General features: G+C 33.8%; 20 protein-coding genes. 5 read left to right on the top strand and 15 right to left on the bottom strand.

Annotated features, from left to right (window positions below):
- Positions 1–42: 42 nt before the first annotated feature.
- The gene (locus tag ACVCZW_RS02775; protein WP_452231064.1) at positions 43–570 is read right to left on the bottom strand and encodes an inorganic diphosphatase; all 528 of its coding nucleotides are present in this window, start codon (positions 568–570) and stop codon (positions 43–45) included.
- A gap of 190 nt (positions 571–760) precedes the next feature.
- Here ACVCZW_RS02775 and ACVCZW_RS02770 point away from each other — a divergent pair, with 190 nt between their 5' ends.
- A complete protein-coding gene (locus tag ACVCZW_RS02770; protein WP_452231591.1) occupies positions 761–1,138 on the top strand; it encodes a hypothetical protein in 378 nt (125 codons plus the stop codon).
- Positions 1,139–1,162: 24 nt separating this feature from the next.
- Here ACVCZW_RS02770 and ACVCZW_RS02765 read toward each other — a convergent pair whose 3' ends face one another.
- From ACVCZW_RS02765 to ACVCZW_RS02710, 12 genes are all read right to left on the bottom strand, one after another.
- On the bottom strand, positions 1,163–2,164 hold the full coding sequence (locus tag ACVCZW_RS02765) for an NAD(P)H-dependent glycerol-3-phosphate dehydrogenase (RefSeq protein ID WP_452231062.1): 1,002 nt from the start codon (positions 2,162–2,164) through the stop codon (positions 1,163–1,165).
- Positions 2,165–2,168: 4 nt separating this feature from the next.
- Positions 2,169–5,399 (bottom strand): HAD-IB family hydrolase, encoded by a 3,231-nt coding sequence (locus ACVCZW_RS02760; protein WP_452231590.1) that lies wholly within the window; start codon positions 5,397–5,399, stop codon positions 2,169–2,171.
- A gap of 6 nt (positions 5,400–5,405) precedes the next feature.
- The gene (locus tag ACVCZW_RS02755) at positions 5,406–6,587 is read right to left on the bottom strand and encodes an alpha/beta hydrolase (protein ID WP_452231060.1); all 1,182 of its coding nucleotides are present in this window, start codon (positions 6,585–6,587) and stop codon (positions 5,406–5,408) included.
- Positions 6,588–6,596: 9 nt separating this feature from the next.
- Entirely contained in the window at positions 6,597–7,532 is a 936-nt protein-coding gene (locus tag ACVCZW_RS02750; RefSeq protein ID WP_452231059.1) for an alpha/beta fold hydrolase, read from the bottom strand.
- 3 nt (positions 7,533–7,535) lie between these two features.
- Complete coding sequence (locus tag ACVCZW_RS02745) at positions 7,536–9,380, bottom strand: wax ester/triacylglycerol synthase family O-acyltransferase (protein WP_452231058.1); 1,845 nt, start codon at positions 9,378–9,380, stop codon at positions 7,536–7,538.
- Positions 9,381–9,576: 196 nt separating this feature from the next.
- Positions 9,577–10,887 (bottom strand): ABC1 kinase family protein, encoded by a 1,311-nt coding sequence (locus tag ACVCZW_RS02740; protein ID WP_452231057.1) that lies wholly within the window; start codon positions 10,885–10,887, stop codon positions 9,577–9,579.
- Between the two features lie 68 nt (positions 10,888–10,955).
- Positions 10,956–11,606 (bottom strand): TetR family transcriptional regulator C-terminal domain-containing protein, encoded by a 651-nt coding sequence (locus tag ACVCZW_RS02735; protein WP_452231589.1) that lies wholly within the window; start codon positions 11,604–11,606, stop codon positions 10,956–10,958.
- Positions 11,607–11,734: 128 nt separating this feature from the next.
- Positions 11,735–12,022: a hypothetical protein gene (locus ACVCZW_RS02730; RefSeq protein ID WP_452231055.1), complete on the bottom strand. Its 288-nt coding sequence runs from the start codon at positions 12,020–12,022 to the stop codon at positions 11,735–11,737.
- Between the two features lie 28 nt (positions 12,023–12,050).
- A complete protein-coding gene (locus ACVCZW_RS02725) occupies positions 12,051–12,908 on the bottom strand; it encodes a hypothetical protein (RefSeq protein WP_452231588.1) in 858 nt (285 codons plus the stop codon).
- Between the two features lie 106 nt (positions 12,909–13,014).
- Positions 13,015–13,278 (bottom strand): hypothetical protein, encoded by a 264-nt coding sequence (locus ACVCZW_RS02720; protein ID WP_452231587.1) that lies wholly within the window; start codon positions 13,276–13,278, stop codon positions 13,015–13,017.
- Between the two features lie 171 nt (positions 13,279–13,449).
- Positions 13,450–14,250 carry an AfsR/SARP family transcriptional regulator gene (locus ACVCZW_RS02715; protein ID WP_452231586.1) on the bottom strand — a complete coding sequence of 267 codons (801 nt, stop codon included), beginning with the start codon at positions 14,248–14,250 and terminating at the stop codon, positions 13,450–13,452.
- A gap of 9 nt (positions 14,251–14,259) precedes the next feature.
- Entirely contained in the window at positions 14,260–14,826 is a 567-nt protein-coding gene (locus ACVCZW_RS02710) for a hypothetical protein (RefSeq protein ID WP_452231051.1), read from the bottom strand.
- A 160-nt stretch (positions 14,827–14,986) separates the two neighbouring features.
- Here ACVCZW_RS02710 and glpK point away from each other — a divergent pair, with 160 nt between their 5' ends.
- Positions 14,987–16,480 carry a glycerol kinase GlpK gene (gene glpK, locus ACVCZW_RS02705; protein ID WP_452231585.1) on the top strand — a complete coding sequence of 498 codons (1,494 nt, stop codon included), beginning with the start codon at positions 14,987–14,989 and terminating at the stop codon, positions 16,478–16,480.
- 2 nt (positions 16,481–16,482) lie between these two features.
- Entirely contained in the window at positions 16,483–18,159 is a 1,677-nt protein-coding gene (locus ACVCZW_RS02700) for an FAD-dependent oxidoreductase (RefSeq protein WP_452231584.1), read from the top strand.
- 5 nt (positions 18,160–18,164) lie between these two features.
- Here ACVCZW_RS02700 and ACVCZW_RS02695 read toward each other — a convergent pair whose 3' ends face one another.
- Together ACVCZW_RS02695 and ACVCZW_RS02690 are read right to left on the bottom strand one after the other, a co-directional pair.
- Positions 18,165–20,663, bottom strand: a complete 2,499-nt coding sequence (locus tag ACVCZW_RS02695; protein ID WP_452231583.1) for a DUF5686 family protein — start codon at positions 20,661–20,663, stop codon at positions 18,165–18,167.
- 85 nt (positions 20,664–20,748) lie between these two features.
- Positions 20,749–21,765 carry a pyruvate dehydrogenase complex E1 component subunit beta gene (locus tag ACVCZW_RS02690; RefSeq protein WP_452231177.1) on the bottom strand — a complete coding sequence of 339 codons (1,017 nt, stop codon included), beginning with the start codon at positions 21,763–21,765 and terminating at the stop codon, positions 20,749–20,751.
- Positions 21,766–22,035: 270 nt separating this feature from the next.
- Between ACVCZW_RS02690 and ACVCZW_RS02685 the strand changes: the two genes are divergently transcribed.
- A complete protein-coding gene (locus tag ACVCZW_RS02685) occupies positions 22,036–22,782 on the top strand; it encodes an electron transfer flavoprotein subunit beta/FixA family protein (protein WP_452231582.1) in 747 nt (248 codons plus the stop codon).
- 109 nt (positions 22,783–22,891) lie between these two features.
- Positions 22,892–23,851, top strand: a complete 960-nt coding sequence (locus ACVCZW_RS02680; protein ID WP_452231046.1) for an electron transfer flavoprotein subunit alpha/FixB family protein — start codon at positions 22,892–22,894, stop codon at positions 23,849–23,851.
- Positions 23,852–23,911: the final 60 nt, after the last annotated feature.

Here is a 23,911-nt window from a genome sequence, read left to right as displayed (position 1 = left end):
TTTAAAATGAAAGGGCTTTTATAATTTATATTTTAAAAAGTCTTATATGGTAAAATTACCATTTGCTTTATGTTCGCTATTTTCATAACGCTCCACACATTTATTTAAAATCTCATAAGCTTCTTCTGCATTTCCCCAACCACCAACATCTACTTTTTTCTTTTCTAGATCTTTATACACCTGAAAGAAATGGGTGATTTCTTTTATTCTATGCGGATTTAAATCGTCAATATCGTTATAAATATTCCAGATAGGATCTGTAGTAGGTACACAAATTAATTTCTCATCTGGTCCTTTTTCATCTGTCATATGGAATACTCCAATTGGTTTTACTTCCATAACACACATTGGGAAAGTTGGTTCTGTTCCCATGACTAATACATCTAATGGATCTCCATCCAGCGCTAAAGTTTCTGGAATAAAACCATAATCTCCAGGATACATCATGGATGAAAAAAGCATTCTATCGAAACGGATTTTATGTAAATCAAAATCGTATTCGTATTTATTTCTACTTCCTTTTGGGATTTCTATTAAAACATCAAATGTTTTTTTTCCTTTTGGGCTCATTTATATAGTATTTATTAATTTCCGCGAAAGCGAAAACAGTATTGTTAATATCCATAATTCGGAGAGCAAAAGTACAGAAACATTTAGCTTCTAGCAACTAAAAAACATTTCATTTCATCAAAAAACAGTACCTTGTTATTTATTAGCTATTAAACCTATTCTTCAAATGCCTCTATATAAAAATTATTTCTTGGTTTTTTTATTCCTAATTCCACACATAACCTCAGCACAAAATTTAGAATGTTGCTCTTCGGATAAAGAAATTGAAGAAGCAATTACTGGGTATTGGAAAATTAAAAATGATGGATCTAAAAGTATTTATCATTATTGGTTTGAAAATGGTCGAGGAAACGTTGAAAATGTAATAATAACAGAAACGAAAGAAGAATACAAGCCTGTTGAAAAATCACACTCGCATATTTATTTAAAGAAAGAAGATACCACCTTTATATTGGAATATATTTATAAATATGGTAATTGGACCTCGGTTTTAAAAAAATTGAATGCAACTAATTTGGTCATAGAAACGAATGGTGAAACTACTGCGTATTATAAAGTGGCGTTTTGAAAGTATGCTATCTAAAATCAATCCTTACCCTGGCTCCTTCTCCGATCCACTCTCCAATTTAATCAAACCTCTAAAGGCATCATTAACTGTATTTCCTTCATAAAGCACTTTATATACTTCTCTAGAAATTGGCATATCTACCTTATAATCTTTGGCTAATTCCATGACCACTTTTGCTGTTTTCACACCTTCAGCAACTTCATCCATTTCTTCTATAATCTGCTCTAAGCTTTTCCCTCGTCCGATTTGAAACCCTACATGATGATTTCTACTTTTGGAACTCGAACAAGTTGCTACTAAATCTCCCATTCCTGCAAGTCCTGCAAACGTTCGTCGTTTTCCTCCCATTGCAATTCCTAGTCTTGTTAGTTCAGACAAACCTCTAGTAATTAACGCAGCTCTTGTATTGTCTCCTGCATTTGCTCCATCTCCCATTCCTGTAGCAATGGCCATAATATTTTTTAAAGCACCACCAAGTTCGCAACCTATCACATCATTATTGGTATACACACGAAATAATCCTGTGCTAAATACTTGTTGTAGTTGTTTGGCAATGGTTTTATCTACCATCGCAATTACTGCTGCTGCTGCTTGACCTGCATGTATTTCTTTCGCCAAATTAGGCCCCGTTAAAACACCTGCTGGATGCCCAGGAAGTTCTTCTTCGATGATTTGCGTCATTCGCATTTTGGTAGTTAACTCTAAACCTTTAGACAAACTTACAACAGGAACCCACGGTCTAATAAAAGGTTTTGCTGCGCGTAACACTTCTCTAAAATGTTGCGAAGGGATTCCCATAACAATCACATCGGCATTCTTCACCGTTTCTTCAATAGAAGTAGAAGCTTTTAAATTCTTATGTAATTTGGCTCCTGGCAAATATTTAGAATTAGCATGTTCTTCATTTATTTCATGAACGGTTTTCTCATTTCTTGCCCATAAAATAGTATCATTATTTTTTGCAGTTAATGATGCTACTGTGGTTCCCCAAGAACCTCCTCCTAAAATTCCGACGTTTAGTTTCATATGCTTAGTTTTCTAATTCGTTAAGGTATAAATTACGAACTTCTTCAATATGTTTATTGATATTTTTTAATTTCCAAAGGGATGTATCTACAGGCTCTAAAACAACCACTTCAATATGCGTTGGCTTAAACATGCTCGTTCCTTTTGGCATTGCCATATATGCGTTTTTAATTACAATAGGTATAATAGGAACTCCTGCTTGCATTGCTAAATGAAATGCGCCTTTTTTAAACGTTCCCAAAGTTTTGCTTCCACTTCTGGTACCTTCTGGTGCAATTGCAACGGAAATACCACTTTTTAAGGCATCTACCGCCGGTTGCATCGCTTCAATTGCCTTTTCCTTATTAGCACGATCTACATAAATAGCACCTAGTGCTTTAAATATGGGACCGAAAGGCGTTCTCTCTAACTCTTTTTTAGCGATGCCTGTAAAATCATGGCGGATTAATTTCATCACAATAAAGAAATCGGCAGCACTTTGATGATTAAAACAAAAAACAGCTGGTCTTATTTCTTCTAAATTATGTTTTCCTTTTACCGCAATTTCTAAACCTGCCATTTTAGAACCTAAATCTCCAATACTTGAAAATGTAGTATTAGCAGCTTCCTGTCGAGACAACGTCATTGCCCCTTTTATTATTCCTTTTATAGCAGAAGGATAAATAGTTGCAGCTGCTAGTCCTGTTCTAAAACCATTAACTAAAGGTTTTCCTACTGGCTCTTCAAATCTTAGAATTGGCCAGTTATTTTCGAATGCTACTTGTGACAAGCGTGCATCTGGATTTGTTGCAACCGGTTTTCCAACGATTTTCAACAATGGATAATCATCAAAACTATCGGTATAAAAATAACTTTTAGATAAGTCTGTATTGTTCTTTTTAGCATACTTTCTTGCCGCTCTCGCTTTACCTTCTCCCCAACACATTTCAGAAACACGTCCGGTAAATTTACCATTACGCAATTCCATTTCCGTAGCATAAATATCTTTTATGCCTAATGCTTTAGCAATGGGTTCTATTTGATACGTTGTTGCTGCCGATATAATAACGACTTTATGTCCTTTTTCTAAATGCTTTTCAATTAACTCACGAGATTCCGGATAAATAGTTTCTTCTAAATAATCGGTAAAAACTTGTTCCCCTAATTCGGTAAAAGCAGATTCTTTAATCCCTTTCACTCCTAGTGCTGCTATTTTAGTAAGCACTTCAAAATCTCTATTTCCTAAAGCAAATACTGCTGCGGTAGCAAATTGAGTTACATATTCTTTTGCTGTTGTTTTTCCGCTAAACAAACGTGTTGTCATAAATTTCTTTGCAGAAAAATCATTGATTAGCGTTCTATCCATGTCGAAAAACGCAGTAATATGCGGTCCTTCTTCTATCACTTCTTCTTGATGTACTTCATCATTTCCAGAATCGGGAACCATACTGTGTTCTTGCGGTTCTTCTTTTAATCCCTTTTCATCCTGAATATTTTCTATTTGCTTTAAGAAGAATAATCTTTCAGATAAATCTTCCAACTGATTTTTCCAACTTTCTAAAGCGGCATAATCTATGGCTCTATCCAATGGAATTAAATTTGCATTTTTAGCAAAACGAAGTGCGTTAATTAAAAATGGTTTAGAAACACTATCTAGACGCGTTATCTTCGATTGCCAATGCAGCTCTTTTCCTTTAAACATAGAAAGTTCTAGGAATTCATTATCTGTAAAATCATCGTCGGTATCCCAACTATTTAAGGTATGACAAACCACTTTATCTGCTTCTAAATACGACAATAGAATTGCTCTAGAAACGAATAAATCTTGCTTCTTCAATAAAGCAGAAACATCCCCTTTTGGATCTGCTAAAATGGCTCTCCAGTTTTTATCGAAACGCATTAGTTCGGTTTCAATTTCGCTGCTAAACTTTGGCTTATTAGTATAGAAAAATTCAAATTTAAATAAGTTACGAAGCTTCATAATTTCATTCCAGAAATTCGTAATTCGATGCGCAGAAGTATCCTCTTTTATTTTCACCAAAGCCATTTCAATAAACGCTTGATGGTATAAATGACCCGAAGCCATATTTGCATAATAGGTTGCTGGTAAATACTCGGTAGCAACTAAACTGTATTGCGCTTTTTGTCCTGCTCTACTTTTTTGAATTATTCGTGCTCCTTTTAATAAATTTAATGCGGTTTGAATGGTAACACCAATTTTTTTACCACGATCAATAAGTACATCTTCTTGTTTCTGACCAATGTATGTCATTAATCTATTTACCTTAAATTCGATTTCTTTTTTGGTTAAAGCGAAATCGTTTAGCAACACATGACAGATTAAGGAAACTGTAGTTACTGGTGTAATCGCGTTGGTTTTGTGAATTAACTCAAAAGCAAAACGTGGTAGTGTATTTTTATCGGCATAACTATCTTCTTCCATATCTGGAATGATGGCTTGCTGGTCTTCATCCATTTCCACAGGATCTCCAAATCGAATTGCTGCACGGCCATAATCATTTCCTAGTTTCTGGATATAACGGACTGCTTCTTTTATGTTTTCCGATTTTTTCTCTTGTCCTTTTCCTTCCTCTGTCATTTGTTTGACATCTGGAATTAAGTCATAAACAATAGAAACCGGCACGTATTTTATATTTCTTGTACTTTGCGATTCCCCTTCCTTAATATATTTTAAAATTCCCATTTGCGGATAAATAATTTTTCCGGTTCTGGATCGCGTTCCTTCAATATTCCAAGTTAAATGATCGCCTTTATCAATAATAGAAGCGATGTAATGACGTAAAGCTGCTTTATAAATGAGATCGTCTTTAAAACTGCGGCGAATAAAAATAAGTCCTGCATTATTCCCTAATTGTTTCAATCCTGGAAACGCCAAATTACTTCCGCCAAAGGAATAGGGAATTGGCATTCCATAACGCGCCAATGTTGAAATTAACACCAACGTATCTAAATAGGTTTTATGTGTCATGATGAATGCAACTGAATTTTGCTGCATTAATTTCATGAGTTTTTTTATCCCTTTAGGATCGACATCAATCTTATCATTATAGGCTCTAGAAAGTATATAATCAAAGCTTTTTACAGACATCAATTTGGCAATTGGATGCTGTTGTGCGTATAATTCTTTAATACACTTTGCCCCTTGCTTTTTTACATCTTCAAAATCTAACTTTTGCTCCTTTGCAATTCGCTTTAAAGCTTCTTGGAATTTATGATGTTCAATAATATGATCCATACCTTATTATTTTATGACTTGTACCTTTGGCTTTTTTGTTAGAAATGCTTTTCTTGCTTTGTTCCAAAAATTAGGATACAAAAAACGCTCCATATTAGAAGAAACGTCTTGTATTTCTTTTCCATTTAAATTGGCACTTAATGCCTTTGCCGTTATTAATAAAACGCTAGCATTTGCTCCCATTCCCGAATGACTTCCATAGACCTCTATGTTTTTAATATCTTTTCTATAGGTTTCTGCTTCCATACAATGTTTCCAAGGGACTAAACCATCTGTTTTTGTATAAATACAGGTTACTGGCACTGTTGGTATTGGTTCTAGTTCTGCAAGAAATCTTTCGTTTCGCTCCTTTAAAGACTTTCCTCTAAAAAATTCTAGCAAACCGTAAAGTGGTGTTTTCATATCCATAACACCCCAGATTGGAGAACCTATGGTTAAAATTTGCTCGACTTGATTTGGATGTCTATTTGCCATTATTTTAGCAAAAATTCCGCCGCCACTCCAGCCTACAACGCTCACTTTTTCTTGATGTTCTTGATAAATATCTGCTAGCTTTTCTTCTAATCTAGGAATGTAATGGGACTTCACCATATTAAACCCCAACTCCCATTTATAGGTAGTAAAACCAAGAGATTTTAGATATTTTCTAACAAATGTTGTCGAAGAATCATCCCCTAAATATGGAGGAATTAACAATACAGGCTTTCCTTTACCTTCCATTCGCTTTGGTATAAATGGATATATGCAATAAATGGAAGACCATTCGATTATCGACCTACTCTCCATTACCATATTAAATAATGGTGGTAAAGGGATTTTTTTATTTATAAATGCGATTTCTTTTTTGAATCTATCAAGAATAGAATTGGTGTATTTGTATTCATTTTGGTCGTGACCTTCAGAAATAGAACGCTCTATGTTTTCTAAGATTTTCACTAAGGTGATATAATCTCTATTCGGACCTAATTCATCACATACTAAAATAGATTTATCTAATAGCTCCTCAATAATTTCGTGTTCATCTGTATCTATATTCTTAATAAGCGCTTTAATTTCTTTTTGATACGGATGCTGCTTAAATTGTAGGTTCGTAAGCTTTTTTGCTTCTTTAATAGTCCAGCCATTTAAGGTCCCTAAAGCAACTGCTAATCGTGTAAAAATTCTATATATAATTTGGGTTTCTTCCATTCTTTTTTTTTAATCTTGCATACGTACATTTAACCAATCTAAAACTTCTTGCTTAACCGTTTCTGCATTGGTTTCATTAAGCATTTCGTGTCTGCCATCTTCATATAAATTAAAGGTTAAATCCTCCATACCACGACGTTCATATTCTTTTACGACACGTTTTACGCCTTTTCCCATTTCGCCAACAGGATCTTTATCTCCCGAAAATATAAGTACGGGCAAATCTTTAGGAGTTGCTTTAAAAGCATCGGATTTATTCAGTTTTTTAGAGTTTTTAATAATATCTAAAAACACACCTAATGAAAAATCTTCCACACGATATGGATCTACAGCAAAAAGATCGACTTGTTTTTCATCGCGACTTAGCCAATCAAACTTGGTTCTATTTGGTTTAAACTTTTTATTAAATTCGCCAAAAAAGAAAGATTTTAAAACTTCGTTTCCTCTTGCTCTTCCGCGAAAAGCGGTAACTGTTGTTGCGGTTAACAGCCCTATATTACCAAGTCCTTTGATAAAACTTGCTGTTCCAGATAAAATTAAAGCATCTAATTCTTCCGCGTATTTTGTAACATACTTTCTACTAAAAAGCGATCCCATGCTATGCCCAAATAATATAAATTTAGTTTTCGGGTTTTCGGCTTTCATTAAATTAGACAACACATGCATATCTTCAATACAATCATCAAAATATTCGTTGCCATCATAATACCCAAACAAACGTTTTATTTCGGCAGTTTTACCATGTGCACGATGATCATTAGCATAAACAGAATACCCTTCATCTTGCAAAAGATGCGCCATAGCATCATATCTACCTGCATGTTCTCCTAGTCCATGTGCGATTTGTACCATTCCTTTAAAAGGTGTATTGGGATTCGCTTCCCATTTATAATAACAAATGGATTCTCCATCTGTAGCTTGTAATATATGTGTATTATAATGCATTCATTATCGTTCTAAAAATGCAGAAAGTAGCTTCATGAACTTTGTTTTACTTGCTGCAGTTCCCGTTATTTTAATTCGCCCTTGAATTTTCAATTCTTCTAAAAGCAACTTGCCTTTATACAAAGCAAATAGATTTTCATCTTCAATTTCGATTAACACTTTAGGGGCTAAATTTTTCTTCTTTTTAATAACTGCGGTTGCCTTTGTAAGATCTAATTCCCAGCCATCTGTTCTATCTCCTAAATCTAATTGCATGTGATACAAACCCTTAGCTGCTTTAACTTCTTTAGGATTGGTTTTTACATACTTTTTAAAAGCCGTAAAAAATGGGCCACTTTTGCTCTTTATTTGTTTTGCTGTTTTACTGGCAGATTTATCCTTTCCTAGGTTTGCGATTTCCGCTTCCAATTCGTTTGCAGATTCTCTAATATATCTAGAAAACACATCTGCATCTGGCATTGTTTTAGCGTCCGAAGTTGTAGTAATACTTACTTGCCCATTGTAACTAAATGCTGCAATAATCAATCCGAAACCATCGACAACAGGCGTTAAACCAAAAATAGAAACCACTTTATGCCCATTTAAATACAATAAACCTCTTGGACCAGGAACATTAGTAATGGTAACATTAAATGGTGGCCTGTGTAAATCTTTGATATTGTATTTACTGTATAATCCAGCGGCTAGATTAGCTAAACCAAAAGGAACCACATCTGCCATTTTAGCCAATGTTTTTGCTCCCATAGTATTATGTCTCGATTTACCCAGCATGGTTTGTTCCTGAATATATTCTAAACGCTCTAACGGATCCTCGATATGTGTTGCTAACTGAATCATCATATTAGCAATTTGATTATTCATTTTATTGTCGCCGCCTTCTGTTCTTATAGAAATTGGCACATTTGCCACCAAAGGATGTAATGGTAACTTTTCTTTTTCTACTAAATAACGACGAAGCGCCCCTGCACAAATAGCCAGAATAACATCGTTAATAGTTCCTCCCATTGTTTTTCTAAGTGCATTAATGCGATCAAAAGATAAAATGGCTGTTCCCCAGGTTCTTTTAGCAGAAATGGAACCATTAAAAATGGTTATTGGTACTGGAAATTTTGTAGAACTAAATTCTCTTTGAATACTTAGCTTTTTTGCGGCTTTACTTTTAATAAAACTATAAGCCGTTTCTACAACTGTCTTTGGGATTTTAAATGGGTTCTTTAAAAAGCCATACCCACTTTTTAACAGCAAACTAAGTTCATCTGGTAATGGTTCTGGATTAAAAGGTTTTGGTTTCGATCGTTTTTTCTGTTTACCATCTGCATCACTATCATACAAAACACCAAGTAAACCAACGCCAGAATTACCATCAATCATTACATGGTGCACTTTAGTTACAATGGCAACAGAACCTTTTGGCACTTGTGCAATTTCGTCGATCCCTTCAATAAAATGCACCGACCATAATGGTCTACGTAAATCTAAAGGTGCGGAAAATAATGTGGACGTTAAATCCCTTAACGTTTTCCAGTTCGATGGATCCGGTAATTTAATACGATTTAAATGCAAGTCGATATCAAAATTTGGATCGTCTACCCAATATGGATAATCTAAATCCATAGGAACACTTAATAGACGCTGTCTAAATTTTGGAACTAAATGCAACTTGGATGCAACAATTTCTTTAAAATCCTCAAATTTCAAGGAACCTTCCACAATATTTAAGGTTGCAATATGCATTGGACTCGTTGGTGATTCTGCATATAAAAAAGCTGCATCATAACCTGAAATCTGCTGTATTGAAGCATCGAATGCATCTTGCACAATGTCCTTCAAATCAATTTTTTTTGCCATTATTAGTTACTTGTATTTTATACTGTTCTATTAAGAAATTGCTAATTCCTTTAATTTAATGTGAAAATTTAATGTTTTTATCAAAATAAACCACAAATTAACCTGTCTTTTTTACAAGATACGATATTTTCATAATATACTATGCACGCATAGTATTTTTAATATCTTCAAGGTTTAGCTCCGATTAGTTAGAATTTCAGAAGTTCTTATAATTATCAATCTTAATATTTTTGGCTTGTAAATCGAACATTAAATTAAACAATCCGAAAAATGTTCTATTCATATAGATAAAATGCTTAGAACCTCTATTTGCATTCATTTTATTAGATCTTGTACTTTTAAAATAACGTTCACCAATGGCTGCTATCTTCTCAAAAAATGCGGGATCTGAAAAATCAAAAGTTTCTTCTCTAAATGGCTGTGTAAAAAAGCGCAGTACATCATGAAACATATTGGTAAAGAATGCTATTTCTTCTTTGGAATCGTCTTTCCTTAAAATCTCCAATTTCAATAATTGCTTATGAAACCGTTTAGAATCGTCCAGTATTTCTTTATTGAATAATTCGAAATAAGGAACGTAAAAATCTTCCGGAATAATTTTCATACAGCCAAAGTCAATAGCGATTAATTTTCCTTTTTCCGAAACTAAAAAATTACCGGGATGTGGATCTGCATGTACTTTTTTAAGTATATGCATTTGATATAAATAGAAATCCCATAAAGCTTGTCCTAATTGACTTGCAAGCTCCGGATTGGTATTTATTTTAGCAAATTCGGAAAGATGCATACCTTCCATCCAATCCATCGTAATGATTTGTTGTGAAGAGAAATCTTCATAATATCTAGGGAATTCTAAATTTGGAATATGTGCACATGCCGCAACAACTTCTTTGCTTTGTGCTATTTCTAATAAATAGTTTGTTTCTTCCAATAGCTTCCCTTCTACTTCTTTAAAATAGACATCGGAATGTTCGCCTTTTATGTTAAACATCTTCATAGCAATCGGCTTCACCATTGCTAAATCAGACAAAATACTATCTGCAATTCCTGGATATTGAATTTTAACAGCCAAGGTTTTTCCATCTTTTTCTGCTTTATGTACTTGTCCGATACTCGCTGCATTTATTGCTTCCGGATTGAAAGCATCAAAAATTTCATTTGGGAATTTCCCGAAAGATTTTTTAAAAGTTTTCATTACTAATGGCGCAGATAATGGAGGCACAGAAAACTGTGACAAAGAGAATTTCTCCACATAAGCTTGTGGCAAAATATTTTTCTCCATGCTTAGCATTTGCGCTAATTTTAAGGCAGATCCTTTTAGGTCTTTCAAGCTATCGTAAATATCTGTAGCGTTAGATTCGTCTAAACGTTCTTTAGCTTCTTCTTCCGAATTAACCATTTTATCGCCATAATATTTCAGGTAATTTACGCCAACTTTTGCTCCCGTTTGCACCAATTTAGATGCACGTTGGATTTTAGAAATTGGTATGCTTTTTAGTGTTTTCATTTTATGCTCGCGATAGCGAGTAACTTTTAGTTGCCCACCCACACCGTTTTAAAAACCTTGCAGGAATGCTATTTCACTTTCTCTTTATACAAAAACTTCGCCAAATCAATTATATTATTCAAAGACTTGGTATTTAACAACTCAAAACTGGTATTTAATGATTTCTCAATAAAAATATCTGTTTTTTCGAAGTCTTCTGAAGTATCATCCAACCAAAATTTCATGGTAAACAAGAACTGAATCCAAAAGGATTCTTTAATGGTTTTCTTTTGAATGTTTTCAATAGTATCGACATTCAAACTAATTGTTTCTAGATTCAGATCTTCTACAAATGCCTTAAAACTGCGTTTTAATCTTGAAAAGGTCGCAAGTGCTTTCAGCTGATTTTCAAAACCTTTCAGATTGATTTTTATGAATTCTTGATTGAGCGACAGATTTTCAAAAAAGGTATAATACAAACTTAATAGTTTGTCCTTTTTAGTAAACGTAATATACTCTGGCGTTTGCTTTAAAATAGCTAATGAATTTTCAAAAAGCAGTACATAAATATCCTTTTCTAAATCTTTAAAAGAGGTGAAAAGCGTATAAAATACTTCGTCTTCAAAATGATGCACTTCTGCAAAACTTGTTACCGATTCTGGTTTACTATGGTGTTCCACCACATAATCCATGTACATTGTTATCATTTCAGAAGCTGAAATCTTCTTTTTCTTTGCCATTAACCAAATATTTGCTATAAAAGTACGAAACGTTTTTGCTAAAACGAAGATCTATAAAACAAAAAAAGATTGCCTCTACAGACAACCTTTTCAACTAACCAACCTAATAATAAACAAAAACTTTAATACTATGCCATAAGCTTAGTAAATCTTTTTTTGCTAAGTTTTACATGTTTTTTTACACCTGTTAAAGCGGTAAAAACTAAATCTTGATTTGTTGCAGCTATTTTCAAACTATCTTTAATTGCTTTATTAGCAACCGTTTGCCATTGCTCTGCAACAACTATAGTTTCACTAACAACATCTTCTGTGGTATGTAGCGCATAATCATTTGCCGATTCTGCAGCTTTTCTTGTTTTCTTTAATGCTTTAAAAACCATGTTTTTTGGAGCATCTAATATTGAATTTTTACGCATATCAAATTACTTTTTATAAGTTATGGTATTATTTTGTTACTTCCACTTTCACTTCAGCAACATCTGCTACTACTTCGTTTTTAGCTTCTGCTACTTTCACTACCGTTTCTTTTTTAACTGCTGTTGCTTTTTTAGCCACAGTAGCTTTTGCTTTAGGAGCTACTTTTGTTGCTACTTTAGTAACCGCTTTTTTAGTTACAGTTGCTTTCTTAGCTACTGTTTTCTTTGGTGCTGATTTTGCTACCACTTTCGTTGCTTTAGTAACTTTAGCGACTTTTGCAGTTGCTTTTTTAGCTACTGTTTTTTTAGCTTTAACGACTTTTTTAGTCACTTCCTTAGTTACTTTAGCTTTAGGTGTTTTAGCGTCTTCAATAATAGCTTCTCCCTTGTTAATGATTTTTGAAGCTTGCTCTAACACATCTCCTTTAAGTTCATTATATTTAGCCACTCCCATGTTTTTAATATCTTCAGTAGCTTTTTCTGCTTTTTGAACCATTGGGTTTTCAGAAACTTTCTCTGTAATATCTTCTACAATATCCAATACTTTTTTCGCTATTGGATTGTTCATAGCCATATCTTTAGCTTTCTCAACTATAGTTGCATCGTAACCAACTAAATCTTTCATTTTATCTGCTCCCGTTACAAACTGCCCTTTTACAGCTTCTGCAGTATCAAAAATCATATTAATTTGTTGCTCTCTTACCTTTTCTGACTTCTTCATTAACTTAGAAGCTAATTTTTGCCATTTTTCACCATTATCTACAACAGTATTAATTGTAGCTATAGAAGCGTTAACTAATTCTGTGTTAATTTTATTTACAACATTTGTATCGTTTTTCACTTTACTTGTTGCTTTTTTTGCTACTTTTTTAGTTTTAGTTGCCATAATATATTGTTGTTATTGTGTTGTTATTCTTAATTCTGGTACAAACATACAATCAGCGAGTTACAAATGAGTTGCACTTGTGTATGTGTTCCTTTTATTTTTGAAATTATTTAGATTTGGCCATAAACTTTACCGCTTTCCCTTTTACCGTTTCTAAAGTATTAAAAACAATATCTTGGTTTTTAGCAGATGCTTTTAAACCTTTCTTTACTAGTTTTGCAGAAAGACCTAATCCTTTCTCCGTTAAACCAATAGATTTTGTGAATGCTTTTTCTGTAGTATTTAAAGCGAAATCATTTACTTTCGTAGTTAATTCCAACACTTTATTTGTAGTACTATTTATTAATGTTGCTTTTGTTTTAGTAGCCATAATATATTGTTTAAATGTGTTATATCTTATTTTATGGTACAAACGTACAATCACGTAGTTACAAATGAGTTACAAAAACGATGCTTAGCGTTTTTTTATAAAAAGGAAGAATAAAAACTGGAGTAAAACCAAGGGTTTACAGAGTATAATTATTTTTAAAATATTTTACAATTAAATGTTTTCAATCTCTTTTAGAAGATTTTTTGTAGCTGGAAGTGGTTCAATACCATATTCTTTTTCTAGCACATCGGCACATTTTTTATAGGCTTTAATGGCTTGTGGTCGGTTTCCTTTTTTTATGTAAGCTTGCATTTGAAGTCGGTATGCATCTTCCCAAGTATTATCTATGGCAATAGCACATTGTGCTAAACGGATACTTTCTAAAGGGTTTTCGTTAAGTAATAATTCAGCAAGTATTACATAAGCTCCTAAAATTAGGATTTGAATTTTCTCGCGCTCTTCCGAAGACCAATCTTCAAAAACACGATTTGGTAAATATACACCTCGATATAATGCTATAGCTTCTTTATAGGCTTCTTTAGCAATTGCTTGATTATCACCAAAAGCTTCGTTTCCTATAATAATATATTGCTCTAAAGCTTCCACATCAATCCAAACTTTTTCTAAATCTAATTGGTAACTAATACCTTGTCTAATCACAAAAACAGGTTCGGTTCTAGAAGGCCTTTCTGGCTCTAATACTTTATTAACACCGTGTAGTGCAACTTTAAAATCCCTGTCATCTCCATCTTCCCAAAGATGATCCATGATTTTTTCTTTATGAAGCGCATGCCGTTGTCTATTAGAAATTAAATACTGAAGTAATTGAACGGTTTTATCTCTTCCCCATTTTTTGGAATCTACTTTCTCATTATGCAACCATAGATTAAACTGCCCCAAAGTCTGAATACGAATAATCGCATCCTTTTGAAACTGTTTTAATTCTATTAATTTATCGGTAAGTGGATTCATTTATAAGGCTTACTTCTTTTTAGTAGCTCGTGGGCTTTTTGTAGTTTTCGTGGTTTTCGTAGTTTTTGTCGCTTTTGTTGAAGTACTAATAGCATCGACTTTAGCATTTAATTTTTTAATCTCATCTGCTAAACCGCTAATAGAATCTTTTATGGTATTAAAATCAGATCGAGAAGCATTTCGCCATTGATCAATATGTACTTTATCCATTAAGTCTTCGCCTAAATAACTAATCTGATCTTGTATGTTTGCAACTTGCTTTCTAGGATCTTTAATGGTTTCTAGGATTACTTTCGGACCTTCTTTAGAAATGGTTTTCCAAAGCGAAAAACTCTTTTTCAATAGAGAATCCTGTACTTCTGGAGATTCATGTTTTGTAGCTTCTAAGGTTAAATCGGCTAATTTGGATTGAATAAAAGCTACTGCTTCTTTAAAATCTGAAAAACTTTTATCTTCACCACCTTGTACATGCGATACTTTTCCACGCCATTGTACCTTAGATTCACCATCTTCTTCAAAAATAATCTGGTTAAACCGAACCATAAAGGATGCTGTTTGGTCTGCTTTTTTAGCCATAATCTTAAAATTTTATCCGTTACAAATTACAATTCTTTTTTGAGAAATGAATTGCTCGGGAAACGGAATACTCATTTAAGTTTCAAAATAATTCTTATGCACGCATAGTATATTAAAATAATTTCGGTACTTTATGTTTTAATATTTGAAAGAGTTCTTCATGCATAAAAAATACGTAATCGCTTTTGACCAAGGCACAACGAGTACCAGGACCATTATTTTCGATGAAAAAGGTTCTATTGTAGGTGTTTCGCAAAAAGAACTAACACAACATTATCCAGAATCTGGTTGGGTAGAACACGATCCTATCGAAATATATAAGGATCAAAAAGAAACTTTTGAAACCGTTTTAAAAAACACCGGAATTCTTCCGGAAGAAATTGCCGCCATAGGAATTACCAACCAAAGAGAAACCACTGTGGTTTGGGAGAAAGAAACTGGCGAACCTATTTACAATGCCATTGTTTGGCTAGACAATAGGACCAAAGACATTTGTCAGACCTTAAAAAAGGATGGCTTAGGAACGTATGTTCGAGAACATACAGGATTGGTTATTGATGCTTATTTTTCGGGAACCAAGTTAAAATGGATTTTAGATAACGTACCAGGAGCACGTAAAAAAGCCGAAGCTGGGCAACTACTTTTCGGAACTATAGATAGTTGGCTGATTTATAAATTTACCTACGGAAAGCAGCACGTTACAGATCATACTAATGCGTCCCGAACCATGCTTTATAACATTAAAGATTTAAAATGGGACGACACTTTGCTTGCTGCTTTAGATATCCCGAAATCGATGTTACCAGAAGTAAAAACCTCATCCGCTAATTTTGGTGCCGTAACGTATAACGAAATAGAAATTCCTATTTATGGTGTTGCTGGAGACCAACAAGCTGCTTTGTTCGGACAAGGAGGTTCGGAAGCAGGAATTGCTAAAAACACCTATGGCACGGGTTGCTTTTTATTACTTAATAATGGAAAAGATTATGTGTCTTCTAAAAACGGACTCATCACCACATTAACTTGCAGTTTACCCAATGAACCTATAAACTACGCATTAGAAGGCAGTATTTTTATTGGTGGTGCATCTATACAATGGTTACGTGATAAATTGTTATTCATTAAGGACGCCAAAGAAACTGAGGCTATTTGTAATCGTATTCCACCATTAAAAGATGTATATGTAGTTCCCGCTTTTGCCGGATTAGGAGCACCATATTGGGATGCCAATGCCAAAGGTGCTATCTACGGAATTACGCTGGATATTGGAAAAAATGAAATCATTAAAGCCACAGTAGAAGCCTTAGCATACCAAACCAAAGATGTCATAAAAGCAATGGAAGAAGATAGTGGAAAAACACTAACTTCCTTAAAAGTGGATGGTGGTGCAAGTGCTAATAATTACCTGATGCAATTTCAATGTGATATGCTTGATGTTATTGTTGAAAGACCAAAAATGCTAGAAATCACTGCTCTTGGAGCTGCCATGTTAGCAGGATTAAAAGCAGGAATTTGGTCAAGAAAAGACATGGAGTCCATTCGAGAAATAGACCAAATTTTTACGCCAAAAATGGATATAAAAACAAGAACCCAAAAATATGCAGGCTGGTTGTCGGCTATTAAAAGAACCAAAACCTTTAATGACGCGGAGTAAATATGATGAAAACAAAACCATTTTCTATTCTAAATAGAGCCGAAGATCTTAAAACAGTAAGTACACAAAAATTTGACCTTGTTATTATTGGAGGTGGCGTTACAGGAGCAGGAATTGCTCTAGATGCTGCATCACGAGGTCTAAAAACCTGTTTGATTGAGAAAAATGATTTCGCCTCTGGAACTAGTAATAAATCGACAAAACTAATTCATGGAGGTTTGCGTTATTTAAAACAATTGGAAATTGGTTTGGTAAGAGAATCTGGCAGAGAACGTGCTATTGTGCATACACTAGCACCACATTTAGTGATTCCAGAAAAGATGCTTTTACCTCTTGTTGAAGATGGCACTTATGGCAAAATGATGACTTCTATTGGATTAAAAGTATATGATTTTTTAGCCGATGTAGAAGGTGATGATCGTAGGAGAATGTTAGATAAAGCCGAAACTTTGAAAAAAGAACCTTTATTAGATGAAGAAACGATTCTTGGAAGCGGTTACTACTCGGAATACAGAACAGATGATGCACGACTTACCATAGAATTACTTAAAAAAGCTTCCGAATTTGGTGCGACGATTCTTAATTATTGTGAGATGGATAGCTTTGTTTACAATTCTAAAAAGGAAATAAAAAGTATCGATTGTATCGATCATAATTCTGGAGAAAGCATTAACATTAGGTCTATAAATTTCGTTTCAGCTACTGGTCCGTGGGTGGATAAATTACGAGAAAAAGATGCTTCCAAAAACAAGAAACATTTACATCTAACAAAAGGTGTGCATATTGTTTTTCCTATTGAAAAATTCCCATTACAACAATCGGTTTATTTTGATGTGGCAGATGGGCGCATGATATTTGCAATTCCTAGAGGACGAGCAACCTACGTTGGCACCACAGATACCGATTATTTTGGAAATTTAGATCGCGTGGTTACTACCAAAGCAGATATTCATTATTTGCTAGACGCTGTAAATGCTGCATTTCCAGATATTCATTTAAAAGAAAAAGACATCGAATCCAATTGGGCCGGATTGCGACCTTTAATTCATGAGGAAGAAAAAGATCCTTCCGAATTATCTAGAAAAGATGAAATATTTATTTCTAAAAGCGGCTTAATTTCTATTGCTGGCGGAAAATTAACAGGCTATAGAAAAATGGCACAACGTGTTATGGATGCCGTTTTAAACACCATGACTGACAAGCAAGTAGCGAAACTGAAAGATTCGTATACCGAAAAAATTTTGCTGACAACAGATGCGATGACTTCTTCTAAAGAAGTGAAAAAATACCGAAAAAAATTACAATTAAAGCTTCAGAAAATTGGAATAGAAAACGATTATTTTGCATGGTATTTAACTTCCAACTATGGTAAACAAACGAATGATATACTAGAGCAAATGCAATCCTTTCTAGATAAAGATCCAGAAGCTAGACTAATTAGAGCCGAATTATGGTATGGTATTCACCATGAAATGATTAACAGTCTTGCTGATTTTTTTGTACGACGAACCGGCAGACTCTATTTTAATATTTCTAGTATTGCAAAATTTGAATCGCTTATTCTTAAAGACTGTACGCAATACTTACATTGGGATGCTTCTCGTATTAAAAAAGAAAAAGAAACATTAAGCATACTTGTAAAAGATGCTACCCATTTTTATGATGCAGAATTGGTATAGGATTTCTAAAAATTAAATCCGAAACTACCTGTAATACCAAATTTTCTGGCATCCGGATAATTGGTTTCGTCTAGATAATTTCCTCTAAAATTAAAATCAATTCTAAAGACTTTAAAGATATTATCTATACCAAAACTGTATTCGTAATACGCTTTATTACTTGGTGCTTTATAGACTAAACCAGAAGCATTAAGCGCTCTGTTTTCATTAGAAACTTCACCTACAACTGCTCTAAAACCAACTATTTCTCGCCAGTTCAATTTACGTAGAAAAGGAATTCGTGAAAAGAAACGACCATTAAAGTTGTGTTGTATATGCATAGACGCATAGGTGTCTGTTACAAACTCGTAATAATCTAGATTAGAAAAGGTGTTATAAATAGAGAAATAACTTTGGTTTCCAGGAACGACACTTAATAGTCCTAACGGAACTTCTCCAAAGGTTTTCCCTACTTCTAGCGTAGTGTATAATCTTCCTAAGCCACCAACAGACCAAGGCTGTAAGTATGATAATTGTACCTTCGTATAATCAAAATCACTTTTAAACATGTTTTGATTACCATTGCTAACTTGTGCAAATATTCTAGCAAAATTATCATTTGCTTCTCTACGTTCTACACCAAAACCTGTCATTTTTCTTTTCGGGAAATACGAAACAGATAAAGAACTTTCAAATTGTTTGACTTCCGACTCTATTCCTGTTGGTGTATTATAATCTAAACTAAAAGTTGGTGATGCCGACTCTAAAGTTCTATAGTTTCCGCTTAATCTAAAAACCACATTTCTTACAGGTTCCATTTCAACGGCAAGACTGGTTAGATTAATAGAGGTAAGTTTATCGTTCGTTCCTGTTCCTACAATGGATGAAGATGCTAGGCTTCTACCCAAAACATCTGTTGATGTGGTTAAACTCGCTCCTATTTGCTCTACATCTCTTCGGTTTCCACCAGAAATAATAAATCTATTTTTTTTGTTTAAGAGTACTTTTCCAGAGATACCATATTTAAACTTATCGTCTTTAAAACCATAGGCTGTATATCCTTCGATACGCCACAGATCATTTTGTCCGAAATAGGTTCTTCCTCCAGCTCTTAATCGTACGCCTTCTACTTCGTTAAAACCAAAGGTTGAAAATATGGGTCCGTAATCTAAATTTAAACTTGGCATTTCTATATATCCAGATGCCAGAATACTTCCTACATTATAAAGACGCTTAAACTTTTTAACGGTTTTTAAAGTGTCTAGCATTTTGTAAACCCCTTTTTCGTCTTTACTTAAAGCCTCCATTCGGTTATCCTCCCAAAAGTCGTCTTCTCTATTATAGACATCTTTATCATAATTGTATACTTCCTGACTGTAGAATTTTTCGTCTTTCGCCATATCAAAAGCATAATTATCATATAAAGTAGTACGCTTACCGTAAACACCACGAGCTTCTTCCTTTTTATTAAAAGAGAAATCCGACATAAAATAATCTCGTTTTAATAATAGTAACGAATCATTTAACACATCAAATTCCTGCTCTATATAAATTTCTTTTACCCAGTTTATATTGGCACTTTTGGAAGCTTGCATGTTGATTTCCTTAATGGCATACGTAGTATCTGCAACCCAAAAATCACCTTTAAAGGTAAGTTCATTTTTACGTCTTGGATAATATATAATGTTGTAACACCATTTATTATCTCTGTACGTACTATCGGATAAAACGTAATTGTAGGTGTTTATTCCTGTTCTAGAAATTGGACTAACAAAACTCTTATCGAAAAACTTAAGGTAGTTATCATAAATATCAAACTCGGAATATAAATCATTCACAAAATCAATAATGACTTGATTATCGCTAAAACCAGAGTTTTTATTTCCTAATAAATCTATTTTTTCTTTATTAATAGTATTGTCTCCATAAATTTTAGAAACGGCTTCATTAATAAATATTGGTAAGTAGGTTTTTCCTGTGACACGCGAAGTATCTACCTCATCAAATACAAACTCCATACCTTTAAACAACTTACTTTTAATAAGCGAACTATCTATAGTATTAAGATCGAATTCTACTTTTTCGTATTTATCGTATTCGTATTGTTTGAATTGTTTTAAACCATTCTTTCGTTTGTGCTCCCAAACTTTTTTAAGAATAGCTATTGCAGGGTTTTCAGATTCTTTTTTAGACTGTTTCCCGGTAACAATAACCACTTCATCTAAGGACCCTTCTTCTTCTTTTAAAATAAATTTAAGATCGTAATTAACTCGTTTTTCAAGAGGAACATTTAAAGTAGCAAAACCAATAAAGGAAACAAAAACAGTATCCCAAGTAGCATCCGATTCTAAATAAAATGTACCGTTTTCATCGGTTATTGTACCTTCAGAAGAACCTTTAAATATAACATTTGCAAAAGCTACTGGTTCATTAAATTCATCGAATACTTTACCACTAACTTTGGTTTGCGCTACCACGGAAACTATTCCGAAAAAAAACAATAAGACAATTAATTTACACTTCATTTAATCCACTTCTAATTTCATTATACTAAAAAGACTTCATCAACAATGTTGCCAATGAAGTCTATATAACGAAAATAATTCGTTTTTATTTATACATTACTTTTTTAACAGCTGCTATAACATCATTGCTATTTGGTAACCATTCTGCAAATAATACTGGGGAGTAAGGTGCAGGAGTATCTGCTGTATTTATTTTTACAATTGGCGCATCTAAATAATCAAAAGCTTGCGCTTGCACTTGGTATGTGATTTCTGTAGACACGTTTCCAAATGGCCAAGCTTCTTCTAAAATGACCAATCTATTCGTTTTCTTAACCGAAGTTAAAACCGTATTAATATCTAATGGTTTTACAGTACGTAAATCGATAACTTCGCAAGAAATACCTTCTTCTGCTAATTGATCTGCAGCTTTGTACGCTTCTTTAATAATTTTTCCAAAGGATACGATAGTTACATCTGTACCTTCTCTTTTAACATCTGCAACTCCAATAGGTACAACATATTCCCCTTCTGGCACTTCTCCTTTATCCCCATACATTTGTTCACTTTCCATAAAAATAACTGGATCGTCATCACGTATAGCTGCTTTTAATAAGCCTTTTGCATCATAAGGATTAGAAGGTACAATTACTTTTAAACCAGGCGTATTAGCAAACCAACTTTCAAAAGCTTGCGAGTGTGTTGCTCCTAATTGTCCTGCAGATCCTGTTGGACCACGAAAAACAATAGGACATTTAAACTGTCCTCCAGACATTTGTCTAATCTTTGCGGCATTATTTATAATTTGATCAATACCAACTAAAGCGAAGTTAAAAGTCATATACTCAACAATAGGTCTGTTTCCTGTCATGGTAGAACCAACAGCAATACCAGAAAAACCAAGTTCAGCAATTGGTGTATCAATAACACGCTTTGCACCAAACTCATCTAGCATTCCTTTACTTGCTTTGTAAGCACCATTATATTCTGCTACTTCTTCGCCCATTAAATAAATGCTTTCATCTCTGCGCATTTCTTCGCTCATGGCTTCGCAAATAGCTTCTCTAAATTGTATAGTCTTCATTCGTGTTCTTGTTTTATATTCTGATAAATGAAATTTTATAACCACATAATAGTTTATATAAACCTATGGGTTTTACATATTTCATCTATATTAATTATTTAATCGGAACAAAAATAGCAATAAAAGAAAAACTTTCTTAGAAAGATTTGTTTAAAATTTACTATGCACGCATAGTAAATAATCAAAATATTATAATTAACTTCGTAGCCTAGAGAATAAAGCCTAGAATTATAAATTGCAAATAGCTATTCGAAATCGTTATAGTTCTAGGCTTTACAAAAAATACAATTTTAATTAAATTATATAATTATGAAAATTTTAGTGTGTATCAGTCACGTTCCTGACACGACATCAAAAATTAATTTTACCGAAGGAGATACTAAATTTGACACCAATGGTGTACAATTTGTAATTAATCCGAATGATGAGTTTGGATTAACTCGTGCCATGTGGTTTAAAGAAAAGCAAGGAGCTAGTGTAGCTGTTGTTAATGTTGGTGGTCCAGAAACAGAACCTACTTTACGTAAAGCTCTAGCAATTGGAGCAGATGAAGCAATTAGAGTAAACACAGAAGCTACAGATGGTTTTGCCGTTGCAAAGCAATTAGCTAAAGTAATTCAAGATGGTGCTTATGATTTAGTAATTGCTGGTCGTGAATCTATTGATTATAATGGCGGAATGGTTCCAGGAATGATAGCAGCTTTAACAAATGCAAATTTTGTAAATAACTGTATTAGTTTGGAAGTAGAAGGTACAAACGCAACTACCACTAGAGAAATTGATGGTGGAAAAGAAACCGTTACTACTGCCTTGCCTTTAGTAATTGGAGGACAAAAAGGATTAGTAGAAGAAAGCGATTTACGTATTCCAAACATGAGAGGAATCATGATGGCTCGTAAAAAACCGTTACAAGTTATAGAACCTGTTGCTACGGAAGCCGAGACTACCTCTGTAAGTTTTGAAAAACCTGCTCCAAAAGGTGCAGTAACGCTTGTAGCTCCAGATAATTTAGACGAATTAGTAAACTTACTTCACAACGAAGCTAAGGTGATTTAAATCCTCCCTTAACCCCTCCAAAGGAGGGAAACGATTGGATTAAATAATATGTAATTTTTTTAGCCCTTTCCTTTGGAAAGGGTTGGGATAGAAAAAAAAAGAATAGATTATGTCAGTTTTAGTATATACAGAATCAGAACAAGGAAAATTTAAAAAAGTTGCTTTAGAAGTAGCTTCATACGCAAAAGCTGTTGCTAACCAATTGGGTACAACGGTTACGGCGGTAACTATTAATGCTAGCGATTCTAGTGTCTTAGGAAACTATGGCGTAGACAAAGTATTAAACGTTACTAACACAAAGTTAGATGCTTTTAATGCAAACGCATATGCAGATATTATTAAACAAGCAGCAGAAAAAGAAGGTGCCAAAGTAGTTATTGTAAGCTCTAGTGCAGACAGTAAATATTTAGCGCCATTATTAGCTGTTAGATTAAACGCCGGTTTTGCTTCTAATGTTATTGAAGCACCTTCAAGTACTTCTCCTTTTACAGTAAAACGTACTGCTTTTACTAATAAAGCATTCAACATAACCACTATTAATACCGATGTAAAATTAGTTGCAGTATCTAATAATTCATTTGGTTTAGTAGAAAATACAGGAAGCGCTTCCGCGGAAGACTTTGCTCCTGCTATTCCAGATTTTAGTGTACATGTGCAATCTGTAGACAAAGCAAGTGATAAAGTAAGTATTGCAGATGCCGAAATAGTAGTTTCTGCTGGTCGTGGATTAAAAGGACCAGAAAACTGGGGAATGATTGAAGAATTAGCAGATGTACTTGGTGCAGCTACAGCTTGTTCTAAACCTGTTAGTGATTTAGGATGGAGACCACATAGCGAACACGTAGGCCAAACAGGGAAGCCTGTTGCTGCAAACTTATATATAGCTATTGGTATTTCTGGTGCTATCCAGCACTTAGCAGGAATTAATGCGAGTAAAGTAAAAGTAGTAATCAACACAGATCCAGAAGCTCCTTTCTTTAAGGCTGCAGATTATGGTGTTGTTGGTGATGCTTTTGAAGTTGTACCAGCATTAATCGAAAAATTAAAAGCCTTTAAGGCCCAACAATAAATATTTTTTTATAAATTGTATTGTTAAAAAGGACTGTTTAAATTTTGTTTTGTCCGAATT

Source organism: Lacinutrix sp. MEBiC02595 (genome assembly GCF_053601555.1).
This window is presented reverse-complemented; position numbering and strand designations above follow the sequence as displayed.